This is a genomic window from Nocardioides sp. JS614 (genome assembly GCF_000015265.1).
Lineage (GTDB): Bacteria > Actinomycetota > Actinomycetes > Propionibacteriales > Nocardioidaceae > Nocardioides.
The window spans coordinates 274,845-290,142 of sequence record NC_008697.1 but is presented as its reverse complement, the minus strand read 5'-3'; the positions used below and the strand labels follow the sequence as shown (position 1 = coordinate 290,142).

Here is a 15,298-nt window from a genome sequence, read left to right as displayed (position 1 = left end):
TCAGCGGGCGACCGGCGCACCGAGCTCGGCGCGTAGTCCGAGATCTCACCCGCGATCGCGGGCCCAGATCGCGAACTCTTGCTGGACGTCATCGACGAAGACGGTCTTGGCTCGTGTGTAGTCGTCGTAGTCGGGTTTCCCGGCGTTCTTCAGGGACAGCTTGCGCTTGGTGTTCTCGTAGCGCTCTCGCTCGGCGGGATGGGCTCGTAGCCAGTCGCGGAACCAGACTGTGTATCGGCCCCAGGGCGAGTCGGCTCGCCGGATGTGCAGGATGGCGGACTCCTCGCGATGCACGTAGAGCCGCTTCTCCCGCACCTCGGCGGACACGTGCTCGTCTCCGATAGGGAGGTCCCGGTCCACGCCCGGGGAGTCGGGCCTGGCGCCAGGAGCTCGCTCGAACCCGAGGGGGGTGAGCCGATGTCCAAGCTCGTCGTGAGTTGGCAGTGGAAGGATCCTGATCTGCAGGTCGACGTACGGCTTTGCGGCCAGTCCCGGCACCGACGTGGACCCGATGTGGTCATAGAGCGCGTCTCCAGCGCCCGGTAGTCCGCCCAGCGCCGCGCGCGCCCGGGCGAGGTATCCGGCTGCGCGTGGAGCCCACGCTGGGTCGTGTGCTTGTAGGGCGGCTGGGTTGTACGCCCGATTGCTCACGCGGCCACCGTAGATTGACTGCATCTCGACAGCAGCGCAGCAGCTGTCGAGATGCACGCAAGATTGCACGAGCGCCAGCGCTGAACATTGCACGAATCGACTTGAGGGCGGCGGCGTGCAAAGTTGCCGACCGGCGCTTGTCCCGGTTCAGTCGTCAGCGAGGAGCCGGCCTTGAGTTTGATGCGGCAGGGCAGGTCCGTCGCGGCGCTGGGAGCAGCGGCGCGTCAGGCGTCCCGGGGTGCGTACATGATGATGGCCACGCCGAGGAGGCAGACGAGGGCTCCGGCGATGTCCCACCGGTCGGGCTTGAACCCGTCGAGGGCCATGCCCCAGGCGAGTGATCCGGCGACGAAGACGCCGCCGTAGGCGGCCAGGATGCGTCCGAAGTGGGCATCGGGTTGGAACGTGGCGACGAAGCCGTAGATGCCGAGGGCGATGACGCCGGCGCCCATCCAGGCCAGGCCTCGGCTTTCTCGGACGCCCTGCCAGACCAACCAGGCGCCGCCGATCTCGGCTACCGCGGCCACGACGAACAGGGTGATCGAACGCAGGATGTCCACGGCGCAATCGTGTCAGGCGACCGCCCGTGCGGCTCGATCGTCTCGGCTGCGGGCCAGTGCAAGGCCAGCGACGGCCGCGGCACCAAGATGCAGCGCGAGAGCCAGCGCGGCGAGCACCGCAACGGTTGCGGCCTGTTCGTCCAACTGATGTGCGACTTCGCGACCGTCGAGGAGCGCGAATCCGAGGCAGAAGAGGGCCGCGGCGCCGAACACCTCGCGGCGTGGCCACCTCAGCACCAAGCCGGCAAGGGCGAGGGACAAGGCGGCTCCGAGGACGATGAGCGGGGTGCTCTCGAGGTCGATGCCGCCGATGGTCTCCGACTCCTCCGAGTGGGACTCGACCGGCTCGCCCTCGTGGTTCTCGCCCTCCTCGTGGGCCTCGGAGCGTTCGTCTGAGTGAGTCTCTTCCACGGCGGTCTCTGTTTGCCCTTGGTTCTGCTCCACGGTCACGCCGATGACGAACGCCGCGGTGGAGAGGACCATGAGGACCGCGAACAGGGCCGCGAGCTGTCGGGGTGTCCTCATCACCGGACCCACGGCCGCTGGGTCGAGAGCTCGACGTCGATCGGACCGGCCTCGGGGGCGCAGGGCTGCTTGCGGTGCTGGCGGCGCTGGTTCCACACCGCGAGCAGCGTGCCGGCGGCGACCACTAGGCCGAACACCACCCCCGCGAAGACGAAGGTGGCGAGCGTGGCTGCGGCCCCGGCAACCCCGAGCAGGGTCAGCAGCGGCGCGGCGCAACACACCGCGCACGCGGCCGCCCCCGCCCCGAAGAGATGGCGGTCCTTGAGGGACGGAGTCATGCGTTGCTCGTTTCCGGTCGTGTGCCGATCTGGACGAAGGGGATGGGACAGCAGTCCGACTCGGCGCACTGCACCAGGTCGTCACAGCCCGCGTCACGTGCTGCGACCAGGCTGGCTCGGATCACCTTCAGGTCGGCGATCTTCTGGTCGACCTCGGCGAGCTTGGCCTCGGTCCGCGACTGCAAGCCGGAACCGTGGTGGTGCCGGCCGGCCTCGAGCAGGTCCGCGACCTCGTCGAGGGTGAAGCCCAGACTCTGTGCCGCCTTGATCACCCGCAACGTGGTCACGGTCGTCTCGGGGTAGAGGCGGTGCCCGCCAGGGCTTCGATCGGGCTCAGCGATGATCCCGCGACGCTCGTAGTAACGCAGCGTCTCCACGTTCACCCCGACCGCGTCGGCGACCTGCCCGGCGCGCAGTCCAGCAGTCATCCGCCGGATCCGATCCTGGACTCAGCTCGAGCGCGCAGCGCGGCAAGCACAGGTTCATGTGCCGGGCCTGTGGAGATCACCAGAGAAACTTTCCCGTCGGTGATGATCAGCTCGAAGGTGAAGAACGAGCAGCATCCCGTCTCCTTCGCAGCCAGTCCCGCCGCCCGGGCCGCGACATCAGCATCGGCGCGCAACTCGAGCCGAACCTCCTGGGCCGACTCGTGGGCGACGCTGATCACGTCCTGGGCGAACAGGTCGTCGAACTCCTCACGCCGCAGCGGCTGCTCGATGGTCGGGAGGGTGCAGGCCTCTGGGACCCAGTCGTCGTCTGCCATCAGATTCAAGCTCACACATCGACTGTAAACCCGGACCTAGGTACGGAATGCAAGCGTGAACGGGTCTCGGCGCCTAGCCAGCGTCTCGGACCATCTGCGGACTGCTCAATGTCTACCGACCCGGTGTTGAAAGGTCGGTCGGACGCGTTTGGAAATGTTCCGCGCCTCTCGACAGCAGCTGTCGAGATGCAGCGAAGATTGCCAGGCCCCCCGCGTGAGACTTTGGCGGAACCGACCTGACCGATGGCACTCGTCAAAGTACGCGGGGTCGAGCAGGCGCCCAGGCCGCCCTCGGCCCCGCCCTCAGCTCGGCCCCACGGCGACCTACTCAAGCAGGTCCGCTGCGCGTGCACTTCGGGACTTTGAGTCGCGGCGTGAGGTGATGAAGCGGCCGGCGAACGCGGACGCGATGAGCAACGCAAGCGCGGCCGCGAAGACGGGTACGCCGAGCTGGTCAACCCAGGCCGCGATACGGCTTTGGATGTCCGATGCGGTAGAGACGACCGGGTCGTCCGTGGCGTCGCCTGCGTAGACGCGCAGCTCGTACCAGCCGTACCAGCCGACGTAGCCCCCCGCGACGACCAGGAGCACACCGGAGAGCCGGGTGAGGTACGGCGTCAACCGGCGCAGGATCCCGGCCGCGGTGTTGCTCATCAGCGCTGCGCCGATCGCGAGCACCCCGACGACCAGGCCCATACCCAGCGCGTAGGTCGCGTAGGCCGCGACACCGTTGAGGGTGTTGCCGGCGCGGAAGGTCGTGGCGGTGACCACGAGGAAGGGGCCGATGGTGCAGCCAAGCGAGGCCACGGCATAGGAGACGCCGTAGAGCGCCATCGCGAGCGGACTGGCCACCGGGTCCTTGGACAGCCGCAGGAACGGAACGTGCAGGGTGAGGTTGCGGCCGGCCAGCAGCAGCAGTCCCATTACGAAGAGGACCATGCCGATCACCACGGTCGCGACAGGTAGCCAGCGCTGCACCGTCGAGGCGACCGGGGTGAGCGCCAGTCCGAAGACGCCGAACACGGCCACGAACCCGAGCGTCATCGATCCCGTTGCCGCCAGGGCGCGGCCGACAGCAGCCACGGTGGACCGGCGAGCCTCTCCTGGCCCGGCGGCCACAAACAGGGAGAGATAGGCGGGCAGCATCGCGAAGCCGCACGGGTTGACCGCCGCGAGGGTGCCGGCAGCCAGCGCGAAGGCGAGGGTCTCGCTTGTCACAGGTCGGGATCAGTTGCTGGTCAGGGTGGCGACGTGCTCGGCCAGGCCGTCCTCGCCGAGCTCGCCGCGGACCACCTCGACGGTGCCGGTGTCGTCGACGAAGGCGTAGGCGGGCTGCTGGACCACGCCGAAGCGCTGCCACAGGGACCCGTCGAGATCGGCGAGGTGTGAGAACGCGTCGACGTCGTAGTCGTCGACGAAGTCACGCATGTCCGCCGTCTCTCCCAGGCCGGCGACACCGACGAACACCACCCCGGGGTTGTCCGCCTGAGATGCGGCGACGTGCGGGGCCTCGCGTCGGCACTCGGTGCACCAGGGGGCCCAGAACCACAGCACGGCGTCCTTGCCCGCCAGAGTGGCGCCGTCGAAGGCCTCGCCGTCGACGGACTGTGCGGTGAACTTCAGCTCCTCGGCCACCGGTGGTTCGGCGCCGGTCTGTTTCCGCGTTGCGGCCGGGCTGGAAGGCGCACCCGTGGCAGCGCCGGTTGCCTGGCCCGTGTCATCGGGAGCGCCGGCGCCGGAGGTGTCGGTGCCGCACGCGGCCAGGCCGAGCACCAGGAGCAGCCCCAAGGCCAGGGATCTCACCGGGTGCTTTCGATGAGAACGAGAGACCGTCGGGGCTGCGTGGTCAGGCATCCGCACCAGGACGCCTTGCCGTGAGCTCGAGGTCGACCGGACCCGGGGCCGCGTCGGGCGTGCAGTCCTCCGGTTGCCGCTGGCGCCGCTGGGTCCACACGGCCAGGAGCGCGCCGGCCGCGACCACCAGGCCGAACACGACTCCTGCGAAGACGAAGGTGGCGACCGTCGCCGCTGCGCCGGCGATGCCCAGCAGGGTGAGCAGCGGTGCCGCGCAGCACACCGCGCAGGCGGCGGCGCCGGCGCCGAAGAGGTGGCGGTCCTTGGGGCTCATGCGTTGCTCGATTCGGGTCGGGTGGCGATCTGGACGAAGGGGATGGGGCAGCACTCCGACTCGGCGCACTGGACCAGGTCGTCACAACCGGCGTCGCGGGCCGCGATCAGGCTCTCCCGAATCACCTGCAGGTCGGCGATCTTCTGCTCGACCTCGGCGAGCTTGGCCTCGGTGCGTGACTGGAGCCCGCCCTGACTAGCACCGTGGTGGTGGCGGCCGGCCTCGAGCAGCTCGGCGACCTCGTCAAGGGTGAACCCCAGGTTCTGGGCTGCCTTGATCACCCGCAGCGTGGTCACCGTCGCCTCCGGGTAGAGCCGGTGCCCGCCGAGGCTTCGTTCGGGCTCGGCGATGATGCCGCGGCGCTCGTAGTAGCGCAGCGTCTCCACGTTCACTCCGACCGCCTCGGCGACCTGCCCGGCGCGCAGCCCAGCACTCACCCACTGGCCCCGATCCTGGACTCGGCACGGGCAGCGAGCGCCGCGAGCACGGACTCGTGCGCCGGCGCCGTGGAGACCGCCAGGGCGACTGTCCCGCCGGTCATGGCCAGCTCGAAGGTGAAGAACGAGCAGCAGCCCGTCTCCTTCACCGCCAGGCCCGCGGCACGGGCGGCCGCCTCGGGGTCCGCGCGCAGGTCGAGCCGAACCCGCTGCGGCGACTCGTGGGTCACGCTGAGGACGTCCCGGGCGAACAGGTCGTCGAACTCAGCGCGTCGCAGTGGCTGCTCGACGGTCGGAAGGGTGCAGGCCCCGGGCACCCAGTCGTCCTCGGCCATCAGGTTCACGCTCATGCATCGACTGTAAACCCGGACCTAGGTACGGAATGCAAGCCCGAGTCTCGCCGGACTCTCCAGCGCCGCGTCCGAGGCCCTCGGTGTGTCCGGTCAAACGTCTGGAGCCAATCCATCCCGGCTGTCGTTGACCGTCTTCGGTGTCGAGGTTACCGGGACCAGCCGCGGAACGAGTCGGATGTAGACGAGCATCCCGATGAGCTCGACGAGGGTCTGGGTGACCACGATGGCCGGGGTGATGGCGTAGCCCGCGGGGAGGGCCAGCGCGAGCGGGAGGACCACGAGCGAGTTGCGGGTGGCGCCGGTGAAGATCAGTGCCCGGGCGCGTCCTGTGTCGAGTCGAGCGGTGCGCGCGGCGGCGAGCCCGAGGAAGGCCATGATCAACAGGAACGCGGCGTAGATCGGGACGACGGTGATGATCTCGTCGAACCGACCCTCGAGCTTGGGGACCTGACTGCCGACCACGACGAACAAGGTGGCGGCCATCAGGGGAACCATCGCCGCGGTCATCGCGCCGGTGATCGCCTGACCCGTCCGGTGGCGTGCCGCGAGGGCTTCGGTGGCCCAGGCCAACGCGAGCGGGAGCACGATCAGGACCCCGAACGCCTCTAGGAACGGCCCGACCTCGACGATGTCGGCCAGCTCAGGGCCTACGAACAGCCACAGCAGGACCGGCAGGGCCAGCAGCTGGGCCAGCATCAGCAGCGGCGTGGCGGCGACCAGGCGCTGACTGTCGCCGCCAGCGAGCCCGGAGAACACGATCACGTAGTCGATGCACGGCGTCAGCAGGGTCAGCAGGACACCGAGGAGCACCGCCTGGGACAGCGGCACCAAGGCCGTGAGCGCGCCGACCACCAGCGGCACGACCGCGAAGTTCAAGACCAGCGCTGAGGCGAGGAACCGGGTATCTCGGAACGCGCCGGCCAACTTGGTGAACGGCACCTGCAGGAACGTCGCGTAGAGCAGGGTCCCGAGTACCGGGTAGATGCCGAGCTCGAGCGGATGCGAGCTCTCGGGCCACGCCAGTCCGACGGCAGCTCCAGCCGCCAGGCCGCCGAGGTAGATGGAGATCTGGTGCCGCTCCAGGGCACCCACTACTGACACGAAATGGTTCCTTCCAATGCGCTCCTCGCGAGCCCGCTTGCATTCCGCGCCCAGGTACGGACTTGTATGTTCTCAACGGACAGATCGACACCGACTGAGAGACCCCCGTACCCACGGGCGGGCGCTGAGGTAGGTCCGGGGTGGGCAGGCCGAGGACACGCCCACGGGGGCATCCTGGAGCGGTCGGGACTGCCGTCGGTCACAGGTAGCGGCAGACCTGGTCGGCGGGGCAGGCGTCGGGATCGGCATGTGCGGCCTGGTCCCGGAGTTCGGCGAGGCTGGCGCGGAGCGCGACGAGCTGGGCGATCTGGGCGTCCAGGTCGGTGAGGCGTTCGTCGAGGAGGTCGTGCACGTGCCCGCATGGCGGGGTGCCGCTGTCACGGATGCCGAGGATCTGCCGGATCTGGGCGAGGGTCAGGCCGGCGGCCTGGCCACGGTGGATGAAGTCGAGCCGTGCGAGCGCGTCGGGTGTGTAGTCGCGGTAGCCGGACGGGGTGCGTTCCGCGGCTGGCAGGAGGCCCTGGTCCTCGTAGAACCGCAGCGTCTTGGTGGTGGTGCCGGCGGCGTGGGCCAGTTCTCCGATCCGCATGGCGGCGCCTCCCTGTCCGGGCTTGACCTTCCCCTGTACTGGAAGGTCCAGTATGGCTGCATCGACGGGTCTTGCCCAACAAGTGCGGAGGTATCGGATGCCGAGGAAGGCCGACCTCGCGGTGATCGGCTCGGGTGGCGCGGCCTATGCCGCGGCGATCCACGCCACCACACTGGGGAAGTCGGTGGTGATGGTGGAACGCGGCACCATCGGCGGGACATGCGTGAACACCGGCTGCGTGCCGTCCAAGGCGCTGATCGCGGCCGCCGAAGCTCGCCATGTCGCTGCCGATGCCGGCCGGTTCCCTGGGATCGCGGCCACCGCGGGCCCGGTGGACATGCCCGCCCTGATCGGGGGCAAGCAGGCGCTGGTGGAGACGCTGCGGGCGGAGAGGTACGTCGACCTCGCTGAGTCCTACGGCTGGCCGGTGCTGCCCGGGGACGCGCGCTTCGATGCTACGCCGGACGCGCCGGTGCTGCAGGTGACCGCGGCCGACGGCACGGTCGAGACGATCGAGGCGGAGCACTACCTGGTCGCCACCGGATCCCGACCTTGGGTCCCGCCGATCGACGGGCTCGATGCGGTGGACTACCTGACCTCGACAACCGCGATGGAGCTGACCGAGGTGCCGGAGTCACTGCTGGTGCTCGGCGGCGGCTACGTGGCGTTGGAGCAGGCGCAGCTGTTCGCCCGGCTGGGGTCCCAGGTCACGATGCTGGTGCGGTCCCGGCTCGCATCCCGGGAGGAGCCGGAGGCGTCGAGCACGTTGCAGCAGGTCTTTGCCGACGAGGGCATCCGGGTCGTGCGCCGGGCTGCAGTCACCTCCGTCACGCTCGACGAGACGACCGGTCAGGTGGTGGCCACCGCGGCCGTGTCCGGCGGCGAGCAGGAGTTCCGGGCCGAGCGGGTGCTGGTGGCGCTGGGTCGCCGCCCGGTCACCGAGGGTCTGAACCTGGACGCGGTGGAGGTGAAGACCGGCGACCTCGGGGAGATCGTGGTCGACGACCGGCTGGCCTCCTCGAACCCGCGGATCTGGGCGGCCGGGGACGTCACCGGGCACCGCGAGTTCGTCTACGTCGCCGCCAGCCACGGCGCTGTCGTGGTCGACAACGCCTTCAGCGGAGCAGAGCGGTCGGTGGACTACGCCCGCCTGCCGCGGGTGACGTTCACCAGCCCTGCGGTCGGGTCGGTCGGGATGACCGACGCCGACGCGGTCGCCGCCGGCTACCGGTGCGACTGCCGGGTGCTCCCGCTGCAGTACGTGCCCCGCGCGCTGGTGAACCGCGACACCCGCGGCTTCATCAAGGTCGTCGCCGACGCCGACACCGGCCGGATCCTCGGCCTGACCGCGGTGGCCAAGGACGCCGGCGAGCTCGCCGCCGCCGGCGTCTACCTCCTCGAGGGTGGAATGACGGTGCAACAGGTCGCCCACGCCTGGGCGCCGTATCTGACCATGGCCGAAGGCATCAAGATCGCCTGCCAGTCCTATACCACCGACGTCTCCAAGCTGTCCTGCTGCGCCACATGACCACCTCACGTTCGGTCACGACGCGGTGCGGGGTATTGCTGCGGGCACTCCGGCGGCGTCGACTCGACGGTCGGCCCGATGAAGCGGGTGCGGGCGATGCTTGGACAGCGATCGGGGTGGCGATGGTGGTGACGCTGTGTTGCCTCGGCCCGCTGCTGGTCGCGGGCGGGGTGCTCGGCGCATTTGGAGGGTTGCTCTCCGGGTCCTGGGTCATCGCGGTCACTGCTGTGCTGCTGCTGGTCGGCGCGGTCTTGTGGATCCGGGTGGTCCGGGGTCGAGCCTCGCGGCCCCGGGTTGACCCCACACGGAGGGGTCGGGGATGACTGCGGCGTCATCCCGGTCGGGTCTGATGACCGTCGGGGAGCTGTCGCGGCGGACGGGCGTCCCTGCCAAGAACCTGCGCGCCTACACCGATGCCGGCCTGGTCTACTCGGTCGGGCGCACCGGCGCGAACTACCGCCTGTACGACGCCGAGGCACTGTGGTGTGTCGCCGCCATCACCGAGCTTCGGCAGCTGGGTCTCACCCTGGCGGAGATCCGCGAGTTCGGTGCCGGCTATCTCGCCCGGGAGGGGGAACCGATCGGTCCGCGGCTTGCGCAGATGCTTGAGAGATCACGGGCCCGCGTCGAGCAGCAGATCGCCGAGTTGGAAGAGGTCCGGCGGCGCATCGACGACTTCGTGGCGGCGAATCGGGACCGGCTACGCAGTCACGCGGCTCGAGCCTGGGCAGGCGACCCGCGCGGGCGTGACCCTAGGCCTTGACCCTCCCCCCGGGGGCAAGGCCTACGTTCAAGGGAAATGGACCAAGGACAAGAAGGAAGGGAACAGAACCGTGGCTACAACACGACGTCCAGCAGCCAGTGCTGACCGGAACGCTGACGGCCTGACCGCCAGCGCCACGGCACAGTCACGGCCCGAGGCTGCCTGCGCTCCGGGGACTACGAACTCCGGCGGCACCGGTCCTCACACCGGCCCGTGGGGGACGGGGACTCGCGCGGTTGTCGGTGCCGGCGCGCTCGCCTGGGGGCTGGCGGTTCCCCACCAGCATCCGCTGCTCGACCTACCGCTGGCCGAGTCGCGCGCCTGGGGGAGCCTGGCCGGGTTCGTCCTGTTCCCCCTGTTGGTCACGCTGCTGGTGGTGTTGCGGGGACGGTCCGCGCCGCCGCTGCGTCTGGGCCACGGGGCCGCGTGGCTCGTCACCGCCGGCGTGGTCGCACTCGCCCAGTTCTTCCCCGTTGCCGTGCTGACCTGGATCGGTGCCACCCTGCTGCTGCTCGCGGTTCTGCGCCGCGGCGGTTGCGAGGTCCTCGCCGTGCCGAACCTCCTCCTGCGCCGCAGCGACTACCTGGTGTGCCTGCCGTTCTCGGCGATCGACGCCTGGGAGTCGCAACCGAGGCGCCCGCGATGACCTCGACATCCATCCCGGCGGCCGTCGGGGAGACCGAAGACGAACGGCGTTGCTGGTGCTGCGGTACGCCGAACCCACCCGCGCGGCTGCTCCAGCTGAACGACCACCCCGAGGTCGACCTCTGCCTGGCGTGCGCGAGCTACCTGGCGCTGCGCGCAGGGGAGCGGCGTGACCAGCTGCGGCCGTCGCTGACCGGCCGACTCCGTGACGTGATGCGGGCGGGCCGGCGCCAAGTGGTGGACCACGGGTGGCACCGGCTCCCCATCATCGGGCCCGTGCTGCGCTGGGTCGGACGGTTCACCCCATGACCCGGCGGCCCGCCACCCCCTCCACAACACCCGAGACCAGCCAGGCGGCGTGTTGTGACCCGACCGTCGATCTTTTGGCGCGATCCTCGGAGGAGGCTGCGCTGGTACGCCGGGCCGCGTTCACCCACCTTCGCCGCGGCCGGCCGGCGCCGGAGGCGACGCTCGCCGAGGACACCGGGCTCCCGGTGGAGGCGGTCCGCGCCGCGCTGACCGAGCTGGTCGCCGTCGGCACCGCGACGGTGGTCGATCGAGACGTGGTCGCCGCCGGTGGATTGAGCGTGGTGCCCGCAGCGCATCGGTTGCGACTCCCAGGCGTCGATCTGTGGACCTGGTGCGCCTTTGACGCCATCGGCATCCCGGCGGCGCTCGGCGTCGACGCCCTCGCGATCACCCAGTGCCCGGTCTGCGGCACCGCCCTCGAGGTCGCGCTGCCGCAGGGCAAGCCGCCAGCCGACAGTCCCCTAGTGGGTTGGCTGCCCGAGCGGCCCTGCGCGAACGTGCAGGAGGACTTCTGCCCGGAGGCGAACCTGTTCTGCGGCCGCGACCACCTGGAGCGGTGGCGCGGCGAGGCCAACGACCCGGCCGGCCGGGCCTACTCCCTGGCGGGTCTCGCCGCACAAGGCCAGCAGGTATGGGCCGAGATGCGAGAGGCGGCCGAACACCATCCCGGGCAGGCCGGCCGAACCATCCTCTGACCTCTACCCCTCGCGCCGGGGACCGGCCTCCGTGTCCACGGCACCGGTCGTCGGCAGCTCGCGAAAAGTCAGTAGCGGCCGAGGGTGCCGCGGCTCTTGGCGACACGTTCTCCGAGCTTGAACGCCACGATCCCGGCGGCCAGGTAGCCCAGTGAGGCAGCCAGCATCGGAACCAATCCGCCCATGCCCCAGGCGACGAGGACCGGCCGGTCGGTGAAGAGCGCGCGGTAGAGGCTCCCGATCACGTCGGTCAGTGGCAGGAAGTGACTGAGGTTGGCCCACCACCCGGGGACGGCGATCAGCGGTAGAGCACTGGCGCTGAAGATCATCACTACGATCAAGATGGCGTCGTTGACCAGCTGGATGCGCTTCCAGACCAGGGTGCCGCCGGCGACCATCAGCGAGACGCCGATCGCGGCCAGCACACCCAACGCGAGCGGCAGTAGGGCGGCGGCGTTCCAATCGATCTGTAGCGGCACGAACGCCGAGACGATGCCGTAGGTGGCGGCCGCGACGAAGACCGTCTCCAGGAACGCTGCGGCGACCCGGCCGACGGCCACGACCAGCCAGCTCGGCAGCGGCGAGAGGAAGACCTGCTCGATGGTGCCTGCCTGGATCTCGGCGAGCAGCCGCCAGAACATCTTGACGACCTGCATGTAGAAGAACATGAACGGCACGAACCACACCACCATGATCGAGGTGGTCTCTCTGTCGAGGCTCCAGCTGGTCGAGCCCTCGACGAGCCGATCGCCCTGTCCGAGCAACGGCCCCAGCAGCAGCACGAACGCGGCGAACATCGGAAGCTCGATGAGGATCTGGAGCCGCTCGGACCAGGCGAAGCGGAACCCCTTGCGGATCTCGTTGCCGACGGCGCCGAGGTAGGCGCGGGCACCCAGTGGTGGGGGAGCCAGTGGTGGGGCGGCGCTGTGGTGGGTCATCGGGGGCTCAGCGCTCCTTCCCGCAGCGCGCGACGCAGGGCGGCGCCGTAGGTCGCCAGCCCGGCGAGGAGCAGCACCGTGGTGTGGACCAGGAGCCACGGCAGCGTCCCGTCGGTCCAGCTCTGGCCGAGGCCGTCGGCCAGGGTGGTGTTGAACGCCTGGACGCCGAGCGCGGTCGGCACCAGGTGGCTGACGGTCTCGATCGGGCCAGGGAACACCGTGACCGGGACCAGCATGCCGCCGAAGACCATGATGGCCATGTTGAAGACGTGGGTGATGGCGCCGATGCTGGCCACCCGGAGGGTGAGCGCCGTCATCAGCAGGCCGTAGGCCAGTGCGTTCAGCATCGTCAGCGCCGCCGGCACCACGGCGGATGCGTGCCCGGAGTAGTCGAGACCGAACCACGCGGTGAGGATCGCTGCGAGCACCGCCGCGGCGAGCAGGCCCTCGACGGCCAGCGCCGCCATACGGCCGGTCGCCTGGAGATACGCCGACGCCGGGCTGAGCCGGGTCTGCTCGAGGGTGCCGCCGTTGATCTCCTCCGCGATGCCGCCGCTGCCGTTGATCGCGGCGGCCTGGGCCACGGTGAGGGCCAGCAGCGCGGGCAGGGTGAGCGTCATCAGGCCCGTCACGATGTGACCGCCGCCGATGAACAGGTTGATGCCGAGGTAGTTCAGCAGGCCCAGCCCGGTCCCGACGACGATCATGCCCTTGCGGTGCCAGGCCAGCCGCAGACCCTTGGCGATCTCGTTGCCCAGCAGCCGTACCTGGAGTGGGCGGCCGGTAGGGGTGGGGATCGTCGTATCCAGGGTGAGCGTGGTCATGACGAAGCGACCTCCTCCGCGATCCGCGACGGTGCGGCGTCGTCGCGCAGCACGCGGAGGAAGACCTCCTCCAGAGTTGGCTGCGCCTTCTGGACCGAGACCAGCCGGGCGTCGGCGGCGCGTAGTCGGTCCAGCGCGGCGTACAACGTCGTGGTGTCGTCGGGCAGCAGCACCCGGGTCTGGTCATGCTCGGTGGACGTGACGGCGCCGCCCGGCAGCGCGTCGGCGATTCTGTCGATCGAGCCGGCGAGGCGGATCTCCCAGCGATTCTCGGCATGCCGGGAGAGCAGCTCGCCGGTGGGCAGGTCGGCGATGATCTCACCGGTCCGGATCACCGCGCTCCGGCCGGCCAGCTCCTGGGCGACATGGAGCTGGTGGGTGGTCAAGAGGATCGTCTTGTTGTCGTCGCGGGCGAGGTGGGCGATCCAGTCCTTGAAGATGCGCGCCGACTCGACGTCGAGTCCGAGCGTGGGCTCGTCGAGCAGCAGGATCGGCGGGTCGGTGATCAGCGCGGCGGCCACGGCGACCTTCTGCTGCATGCCGCGCGAGTAGGAGCCGACCTGCTCCTGCCGTCGCTCCCAGAGGTCCAGGTCGCGGAGCAGGCGCTCGGCCCGCGGCCTGACCTCGGCGACCCGCAGCCCCTTCAGCCGCCCGAAGTACAGCAGGTTCTCCCAGGCCGACAGCGGCCAGTAGACGTTCCGCGAGCCTTCGAGTACCGCGCCGATCTGCAGCACCGCCCGGCTGCGGTCCGCCGCCAGGTCCCAGCCCCCGACCCGGACCGTTCCCGCGGTGGGCGTCACCAGCCCACAGATCATCTTGATCAGGGTGGTCTTCCCGGCGCCGTTCGGGCCGAGGAGCCCGAGGACCTGGCCCCAGGGAAGAGAGAGGCTCGTCGGCCGTACCGCGGGACGTGCCGTGGCGCCCCGGCCGTAAGTCTTCGCCAGCCCGGTCAGCTCGATCGCCGAACCGCTGGCCTCGTGGCTGGTGGTCGTCGGTTCCATCACGCCTCCCTTATGGCGTAAGATTCACTGGAGACCCTAGATCTTATGGCGTAAGGTTTCAAGGGTGAGCACGCAATCCCTGCCCGCCAGCGGCCACAAGGCGTCGTTGACCAGGGCCCGCATCGTGGACCGGGCGCTGCGCTACATCGACGAGAACGGGCTGAGTGCGCTGAGCATGCACAAGCTCGGCGCCGCGCTCGAGGTCAAGGGGATGTCGCTCTACCATCACGTCGCCAACAAGGACGACCTGCTCGATGGAGTGGTCGAGGCCCTGTGGGCGGAGGTCGAGCAGGCCGCCCCCGCGGGGGTCGCCTGGCGTGAGGGCGTCGAGTCGCTCGCCAAGGCGGTGCGCGACATGGTTCGGCGACACCCCAATGCCGCGCCGCTGATCTACAGCCAGCAGCTGATGCCCGAGCCGGCTCTGCGGGTTGTCCAGGCCCACGTGAGAATGCTCGCCGTGGCGGGCTTTGATGAGCAGCATGCCTACGACCTGCTGCGCACGATCTGGTCCTACGCCTTCGGGTCGGCGTTTGCCGAGATCACCTGGGCCACCGCCGAGCCCGGCTGCGCGGTGGATGTCCGCCAGCTGCTGCGCCCCGGAACCCCGGAGGACCTCGCCCTCGTCGCCGACGTGTTCTGCGGCCAGTCAGACATGGACTCCCAGTTCCGGCTCGGGCTCGACCTCATGCTCCGCGGCGTCGAAAGCCCCGGTCCGACATCCGACAAGCCGTAGCGGACCCAACTGGCCTGAAGTCCGCATGGCGCGAGGCGGCATCATCGAACTGGGCAGATGGGCAGCGAGCTCACGGAGCCGCTCTTCCCACACCTCGGCGGGCACGTGCTCGTCTCCGCGCGAGGGAGGTCCCCGGTCCACGCCGGGGAGTCGGGCCTGGCGCCACGAGCTCGCTCGAACCCGAGGGGGCGAGTCGATGTCCAAGTTCGTCGTGAGTTGGCAGTGGAAGGATCCGCGGCAGTGTCCTCGGGAGCGCCCGGCTCGCGCTGGAGACTCGCTCTATGACCACATCGGGTCCACGTCGGGGCCGGGACTGGCCGCAAAGCCGTACGTCGAGGTTGCAGATCCCCGTAGTCCGCCCAGCGCCTCGCGCGCCCGGGCGAGGTATCCGGCTGCGCTTAGTGAAGCGCCCACGCTGGGATCGTGTCCTTGTAGTGCGGCTGGGTTGTAGGCCCGATTGCTCACGTGGCCACCGTA

General features: G+C 69.9%; 22 protein-coding genes. 6 read left to right on the top strand and 16 right to left on the bottom strand.

What is annotated here, in order from left to right:
* Window positions 1–45: 45 nt before the first annotated feature.
* The 13 genes from NOCA_RS25350 to NOCA_RS01225 all read right to left on the bottom strand — a co-directional run bounded on the left by NOCA_RS25350 (window position 46) and on the right by NOCA_RS01225 (window position 7,385).
* Window positions 46–675 (bottom strand): GrpB family protein, encoded by a 630-nt coding sequence (locus tag NOCA_RS25350; protein ID WP_011751662.1) that lies wholly within the window; start codon window positions 673–675, stop codon window positions 46–48.
* 200 nt (window positions 676–875) lie between these two features.
* On the bottom strand, window positions 876–1,211 hold the full coding sequence (locus NOCA_RS01280; protein ID WP_011751661.1) for a YnfA family protein: 336 nt from the start codon (window positions 1,209–1,211) through the stop codon (window positions 876–878).
* A 12-nt stretch (window positions 1,212–1,223) separates the two neighbouring features.
* Window positions 1,224–1,748, bottom strand: a complete 525-nt coding sequence (locus NOCA_RS01275; RefSeq protein WP_158305613.1) for a hypothetical protein — start codon at window positions 1,746–1,748, stop codon at window positions 1,224–1,226.
* Window positions 1,736–2,014, bottom strand: a complete 279-nt coding sequence (locus tag NOCA_RS01270; protein ID WP_011751659.1) for a hypothetical protein — start codon at window positions 2,012–2,014, stop codon at window positions 1,736–1,738. The genes NOCA_RS01275 and NOCA_RS01270 overlap by 13 nt, the downstream gene beginning before the upstream one ends.
* On the bottom strand, window positions 2,011–2,442 hold the full coding sequence (locus NOCA_RS01265) for a MerR family transcriptional regulator (protein WP_011751658.1): 432 nt from the start codon (window positions 2,440–2,442) through the stop codon (window positions 2,011–2,013). Before NOCA_RS01265 ends, NOCA_RS01270 begins: the two co-directional genes overlap by 4 nt.
* Window positions 2,439–2,792 (bottom strand): hypothetical protein, encoded by a 354-nt coding sequence (locus tag NOCA_RS01260; RefSeq protein ID WP_238383333.1) that lies wholly within the window; start codon window positions 2,790–2,792, stop codon window positions 2,439–2,441. Before NOCA_RS01260 ends, NOCA_RS01265 begins: the two co-directional genes overlap by 4 nt.
* A gap of 309 nt (window positions 2,793–3,101) precedes the next feature.
* A complete protein-coding gene (locus NOCA_RS01255; protein WP_011751656.1) occupies window positions 3,102–3,995 on the bottom strand; it encodes a cytochrome c biogenesis CcdA family protein in 894 nt (297 codons plus the stop codon).
* A gap of 9 nt (window positions 3,996–4,004) precedes the next feature.
* Complete coding sequence (locus NOCA_RS01250; RefSeq protein WP_041545947.1) at window positions 4,005–4,580, bottom strand: redoxin domain-containing protein; 576 nt, start codon at window positions 4,578–4,580, stop codon at window positions 4,005–4,007.
* 43 nt (window positions 4,581–4,623) lie between these two features.
* The gene (locus NOCA_RS01245; RefSeq protein ID WP_041545946.1) at window positions 4,624–4,905 is read right to left on the bottom strand and encodes a hypothetical protein; all 282 of its coding nucleotides are present in this window, start codon (window positions 4,903–4,905) and stop codon (window positions 4,624–4,626) included.
* Window positions 4,902–5,342, bottom strand: a complete 441-nt coding sequence (locus NOCA_RS01240) for a MerR family transcriptional regulator (RefSeq protein ID WP_011751654.1) — start codon at window positions 5,340–5,342, stop codon at window positions 4,902–4,904. Before NOCA_RS01240 ends, NOCA_RS01245 begins: the two co-directional genes overlap by 4 nt.
* Window positions 5,339–5,692 carry a hypothetical protein gene (locus tag NOCA_RS01235; protein WP_011751653.1) on the bottom strand — a complete coding sequence of 118 codons (354 nt, stop codon included), beginning with the start codon at window positions 5,690–5,692 and terminating at the stop codon, window positions 5,339–5,341. Before NOCA_RS01235 ends, NOCA_RS01240 begins: the two co-directional genes overlap by 4 nt.
* A gap of 93 nt (window positions 5,693–5,785) precedes the next feature.
* Window positions 5,786–6,796 carry an arsenic resistance protein gene (locus tag NOCA_RS01230; RefSeq protein WP_011751652.1) on the bottom strand — a complete coding sequence of 337 codons (1,011 nt, stop codon included), beginning with the start codon at window positions 6,794–6,796 and terminating at the stop codon, window positions 5,786–5,788.
* A gap of 199 nt (window positions 6,797–6,995) precedes the next feature.
* Window positions 6,996–7,385: a heavy metal-responsive transcriptional regulator gene (locus NOCA_RS01225; RefSeq protein ID WP_011751651.1), complete on the bottom strand. Its 390-nt coding sequence runs from the start codon at window positions 7,383–7,385 to the stop codon at window positions 6,996–6,998.
* A 97-nt stretch (window positions 7,386–7,482) separates the two neighbouring features.
* On the opposite strand from NOCA_RS01225, the gene merA reads away from it, so the two are divergent.
* The 5 genes from merA (at window position 7,483) to merB (ending at window position 11,325) form a co-directional block, all read left to right on the top strand.
* Window positions 7,483–8,913: a mercury(II) reductase gene (gene merA / locus NOCA_RS01220; RefSeq protein WP_011751650.1), complete on the top strand. Its 1,431-nt coding sequence runs from the start codon at window positions 7,483–7,485 to the stop codon at window positions 8,911–8,913.
* Between the two features lie 349 nt (window positions 8,914–9,262).
* Window positions 9,263–9,676: a MerR family transcriptional regulator gene (locus tag NOCA_RS01215; protein WP_140403932.1), complete on the top strand. Its 414-nt coding sequence runs from the start codon at window positions 9,263–9,265 to the stop codon at window positions 9,674–9,676.
* A 358-nt stretch (window positions 9,677–10,034) separates the two neighbouring features.
* Entirely contained in the window at window positions 10,035–10,322 is a 288-nt protein-coding gene (locus NOCA_RS26910; RefSeq protein WP_041545945.1) for a hypothetical protein, read from the top strand.
* Window positions 10,319–10,630 carry a hypothetical protein gene (locus NOCA_RS01205; RefSeq protein ID WP_011751647.1) on the top strand — a complete coding sequence of 104 codons (312 nt, stop codon included), beginning with the start codon at window positions 10,319–10,321 and terminating at the stop codon, window positions 10,628–10,630. The genes NOCA_RS26910 and NOCA_RS01205 overlap by 4 nt, the downstream gene beginning before the upstream one ends.
* Window positions 10,627–11,325: an organomercurial lyase gene (merB, locus tag NOCA_RS01200; protein WP_011751646.1), complete on the top strand. Its 699-nt coding sequence runs from the start codon at window positions 10,627–10,629 to the stop codon at window positions 11,323–11,325. Before NOCA_RS01205 ends, merB begins: the two co-directional genes overlap by 4 nt.
* 68 nt (window positions 11,326–11,393) lie before the next feature.
* Here merB and NOCA_RS01195 read toward each other — a convergent pair whose 3' ends face one another.
* The 3 genes from NOCA_RS01195 to NOCA_RS01185 are packed head-to-tail and all read right to left on the bottom strand — an operon-like array spanning window position 11,394 to window position 14,088.
* Window positions 11,394–12,263, bottom strand: coding sequence for an ABC transporter permease (locus NOCA_RS01195; RefSeq protein ID WP_011751645.1), 870 nt, complete (start codon window positions 12,261–12,263; stop codon window positions 11,394–11,396).
* The gene (locus NOCA_RS01190) at window positions 12,260–13,087 is read right to left on the bottom strand and encodes an ABC transporter permease (RefSeq protein WP_011751644.1); all 828 of its coding nucleotides are present in this window, start codon (window positions 13,085–13,087) and stop codon (window positions 12,260–12,262) included. The genes NOCA_RS01195 and NOCA_RS01190 overlap by 4 nt, the downstream gene beginning before the upstream one ends.
* A complete protein-coding gene (locus NOCA_RS01185) occupies window positions 13,084–14,088 on the bottom strand; it encodes an ABC transporter ATP-binding protein (RefSeq protein WP_011751643.1) in 1,005 nt (334 codons plus the stop codon). Before NOCA_RS01185 ends, NOCA_RS01190 begins: the two co-directional genes overlap by 4 nt.
* A gap of 64 nt (window positions 14,089–14,152) precedes the next feature.
* Here NOCA_RS01185 and NOCA_RS01180 point away from each other — a divergent pair, with 64 nt between their 5' ends.
* Window positions 14,153–14,821, top strand: coding sequence for a TetR/AcrR family transcriptional regulator (locus NOCA_RS01180; protein WP_011751642.1), 669 nt, complete (start codon window positions 14,153–14,155; stop codon window positions 14,819–14,821).
* The last annotated feature ends 477 nt before the right edge of the window (window positions 14,822–15,298 follow it).

Bases quoted from the DNA above. Each gene is read 5' to 3' on its own strand.
- NOCA_RS25350 (WP_011751662.1), bottom strand. From the start codon at position 675: ATGCAGTCAATCTACGGTGGCCGCGTGAGCAATCGGGCGTACAACCCA.
- NOCA_RS01270 (WP_011751659.1), bottom strand. From the start codon at position 2,014: ATGACTCCGTCCCTCAAGGACCGCCATCTCTTCGGGGCGGGGGCGGCC.
- NOCA_RS01265 (WP_011751658.1), bottom strand. From the start codon at position 2,442: ATGACTGCTGGACTGCGCGCCGGGCAGGTCGCCGACGCGGTCGGGGTG.
- NOCA_RS01245 (WP_041545946.1), bottom strand. From the start codon at position 4,905: ATGAGCCCCAAGGACCGCCACCTCTTCGGCGCCGGCGCCGCCGCCTGC.
- NOCA_RS01235 (WP_011751653.1), bottom strand. From the start codon at position 5,692: ATGAGCGTGAACCTGATGGCCGAGGACGACTGGGTGCCCGGGGCCTGC.
- NOCA_RS01225 (WP_011751651.1), bottom strand. From the start codon at position 7,385: ATGCGGATCGGAGAACTGGCCCACGCCGCCGGCACCACCACCAAGACG.
- merA (WP_011751650.1), top strand. From the start codon at position 7,483: ATGCCGAGGAAGGCCGACCTCGCGGTGATCGGCTCGGGTGGCGCGGCC.
- NOCA_RS01215 (WP_140403932.1), top strand. From the start codon at position 9,263: ATGACCGTCGGGGAGCTGTCGCGGCGGACGGGCGTCCCTGCCAAGAAC.
- NOCA_RS01205 (WP_011751647.1), top strand. From the start codon at position 10,319: ATGACCTCGACATCCATCCCGGCGGCCGTCGGGGAGACCGAAGACGAA.
- merB (WP_011751646.1), top strand. From the start codon at position 10,627: ATGACCCGGCGGCCCGCCACCCCCTCCACAACACCCGAGACCAGCCAG.
- NOCA_RS01195 (WP_011751645.1), bottom strand. From the start codon at position 12,263: ATGACCCACCACAGCGCCGCCCCACCACTGGCTCCCCCACCACTGGGT.
- NOCA_RS01190 (WP_011751644.1), bottom strand. From the start codon at position 13,087: ATGACCACGCTCACCCTGGATACGACGATCCCCACCCCTACCGGCCGC.
- NOCA_RS01185 (WP_011751643.1), bottom strand. From the start codon at position 14,088: ATGGAACCGACGACCACCAGCCACGAGGCCAGCGGTTCGGCGATCGAG.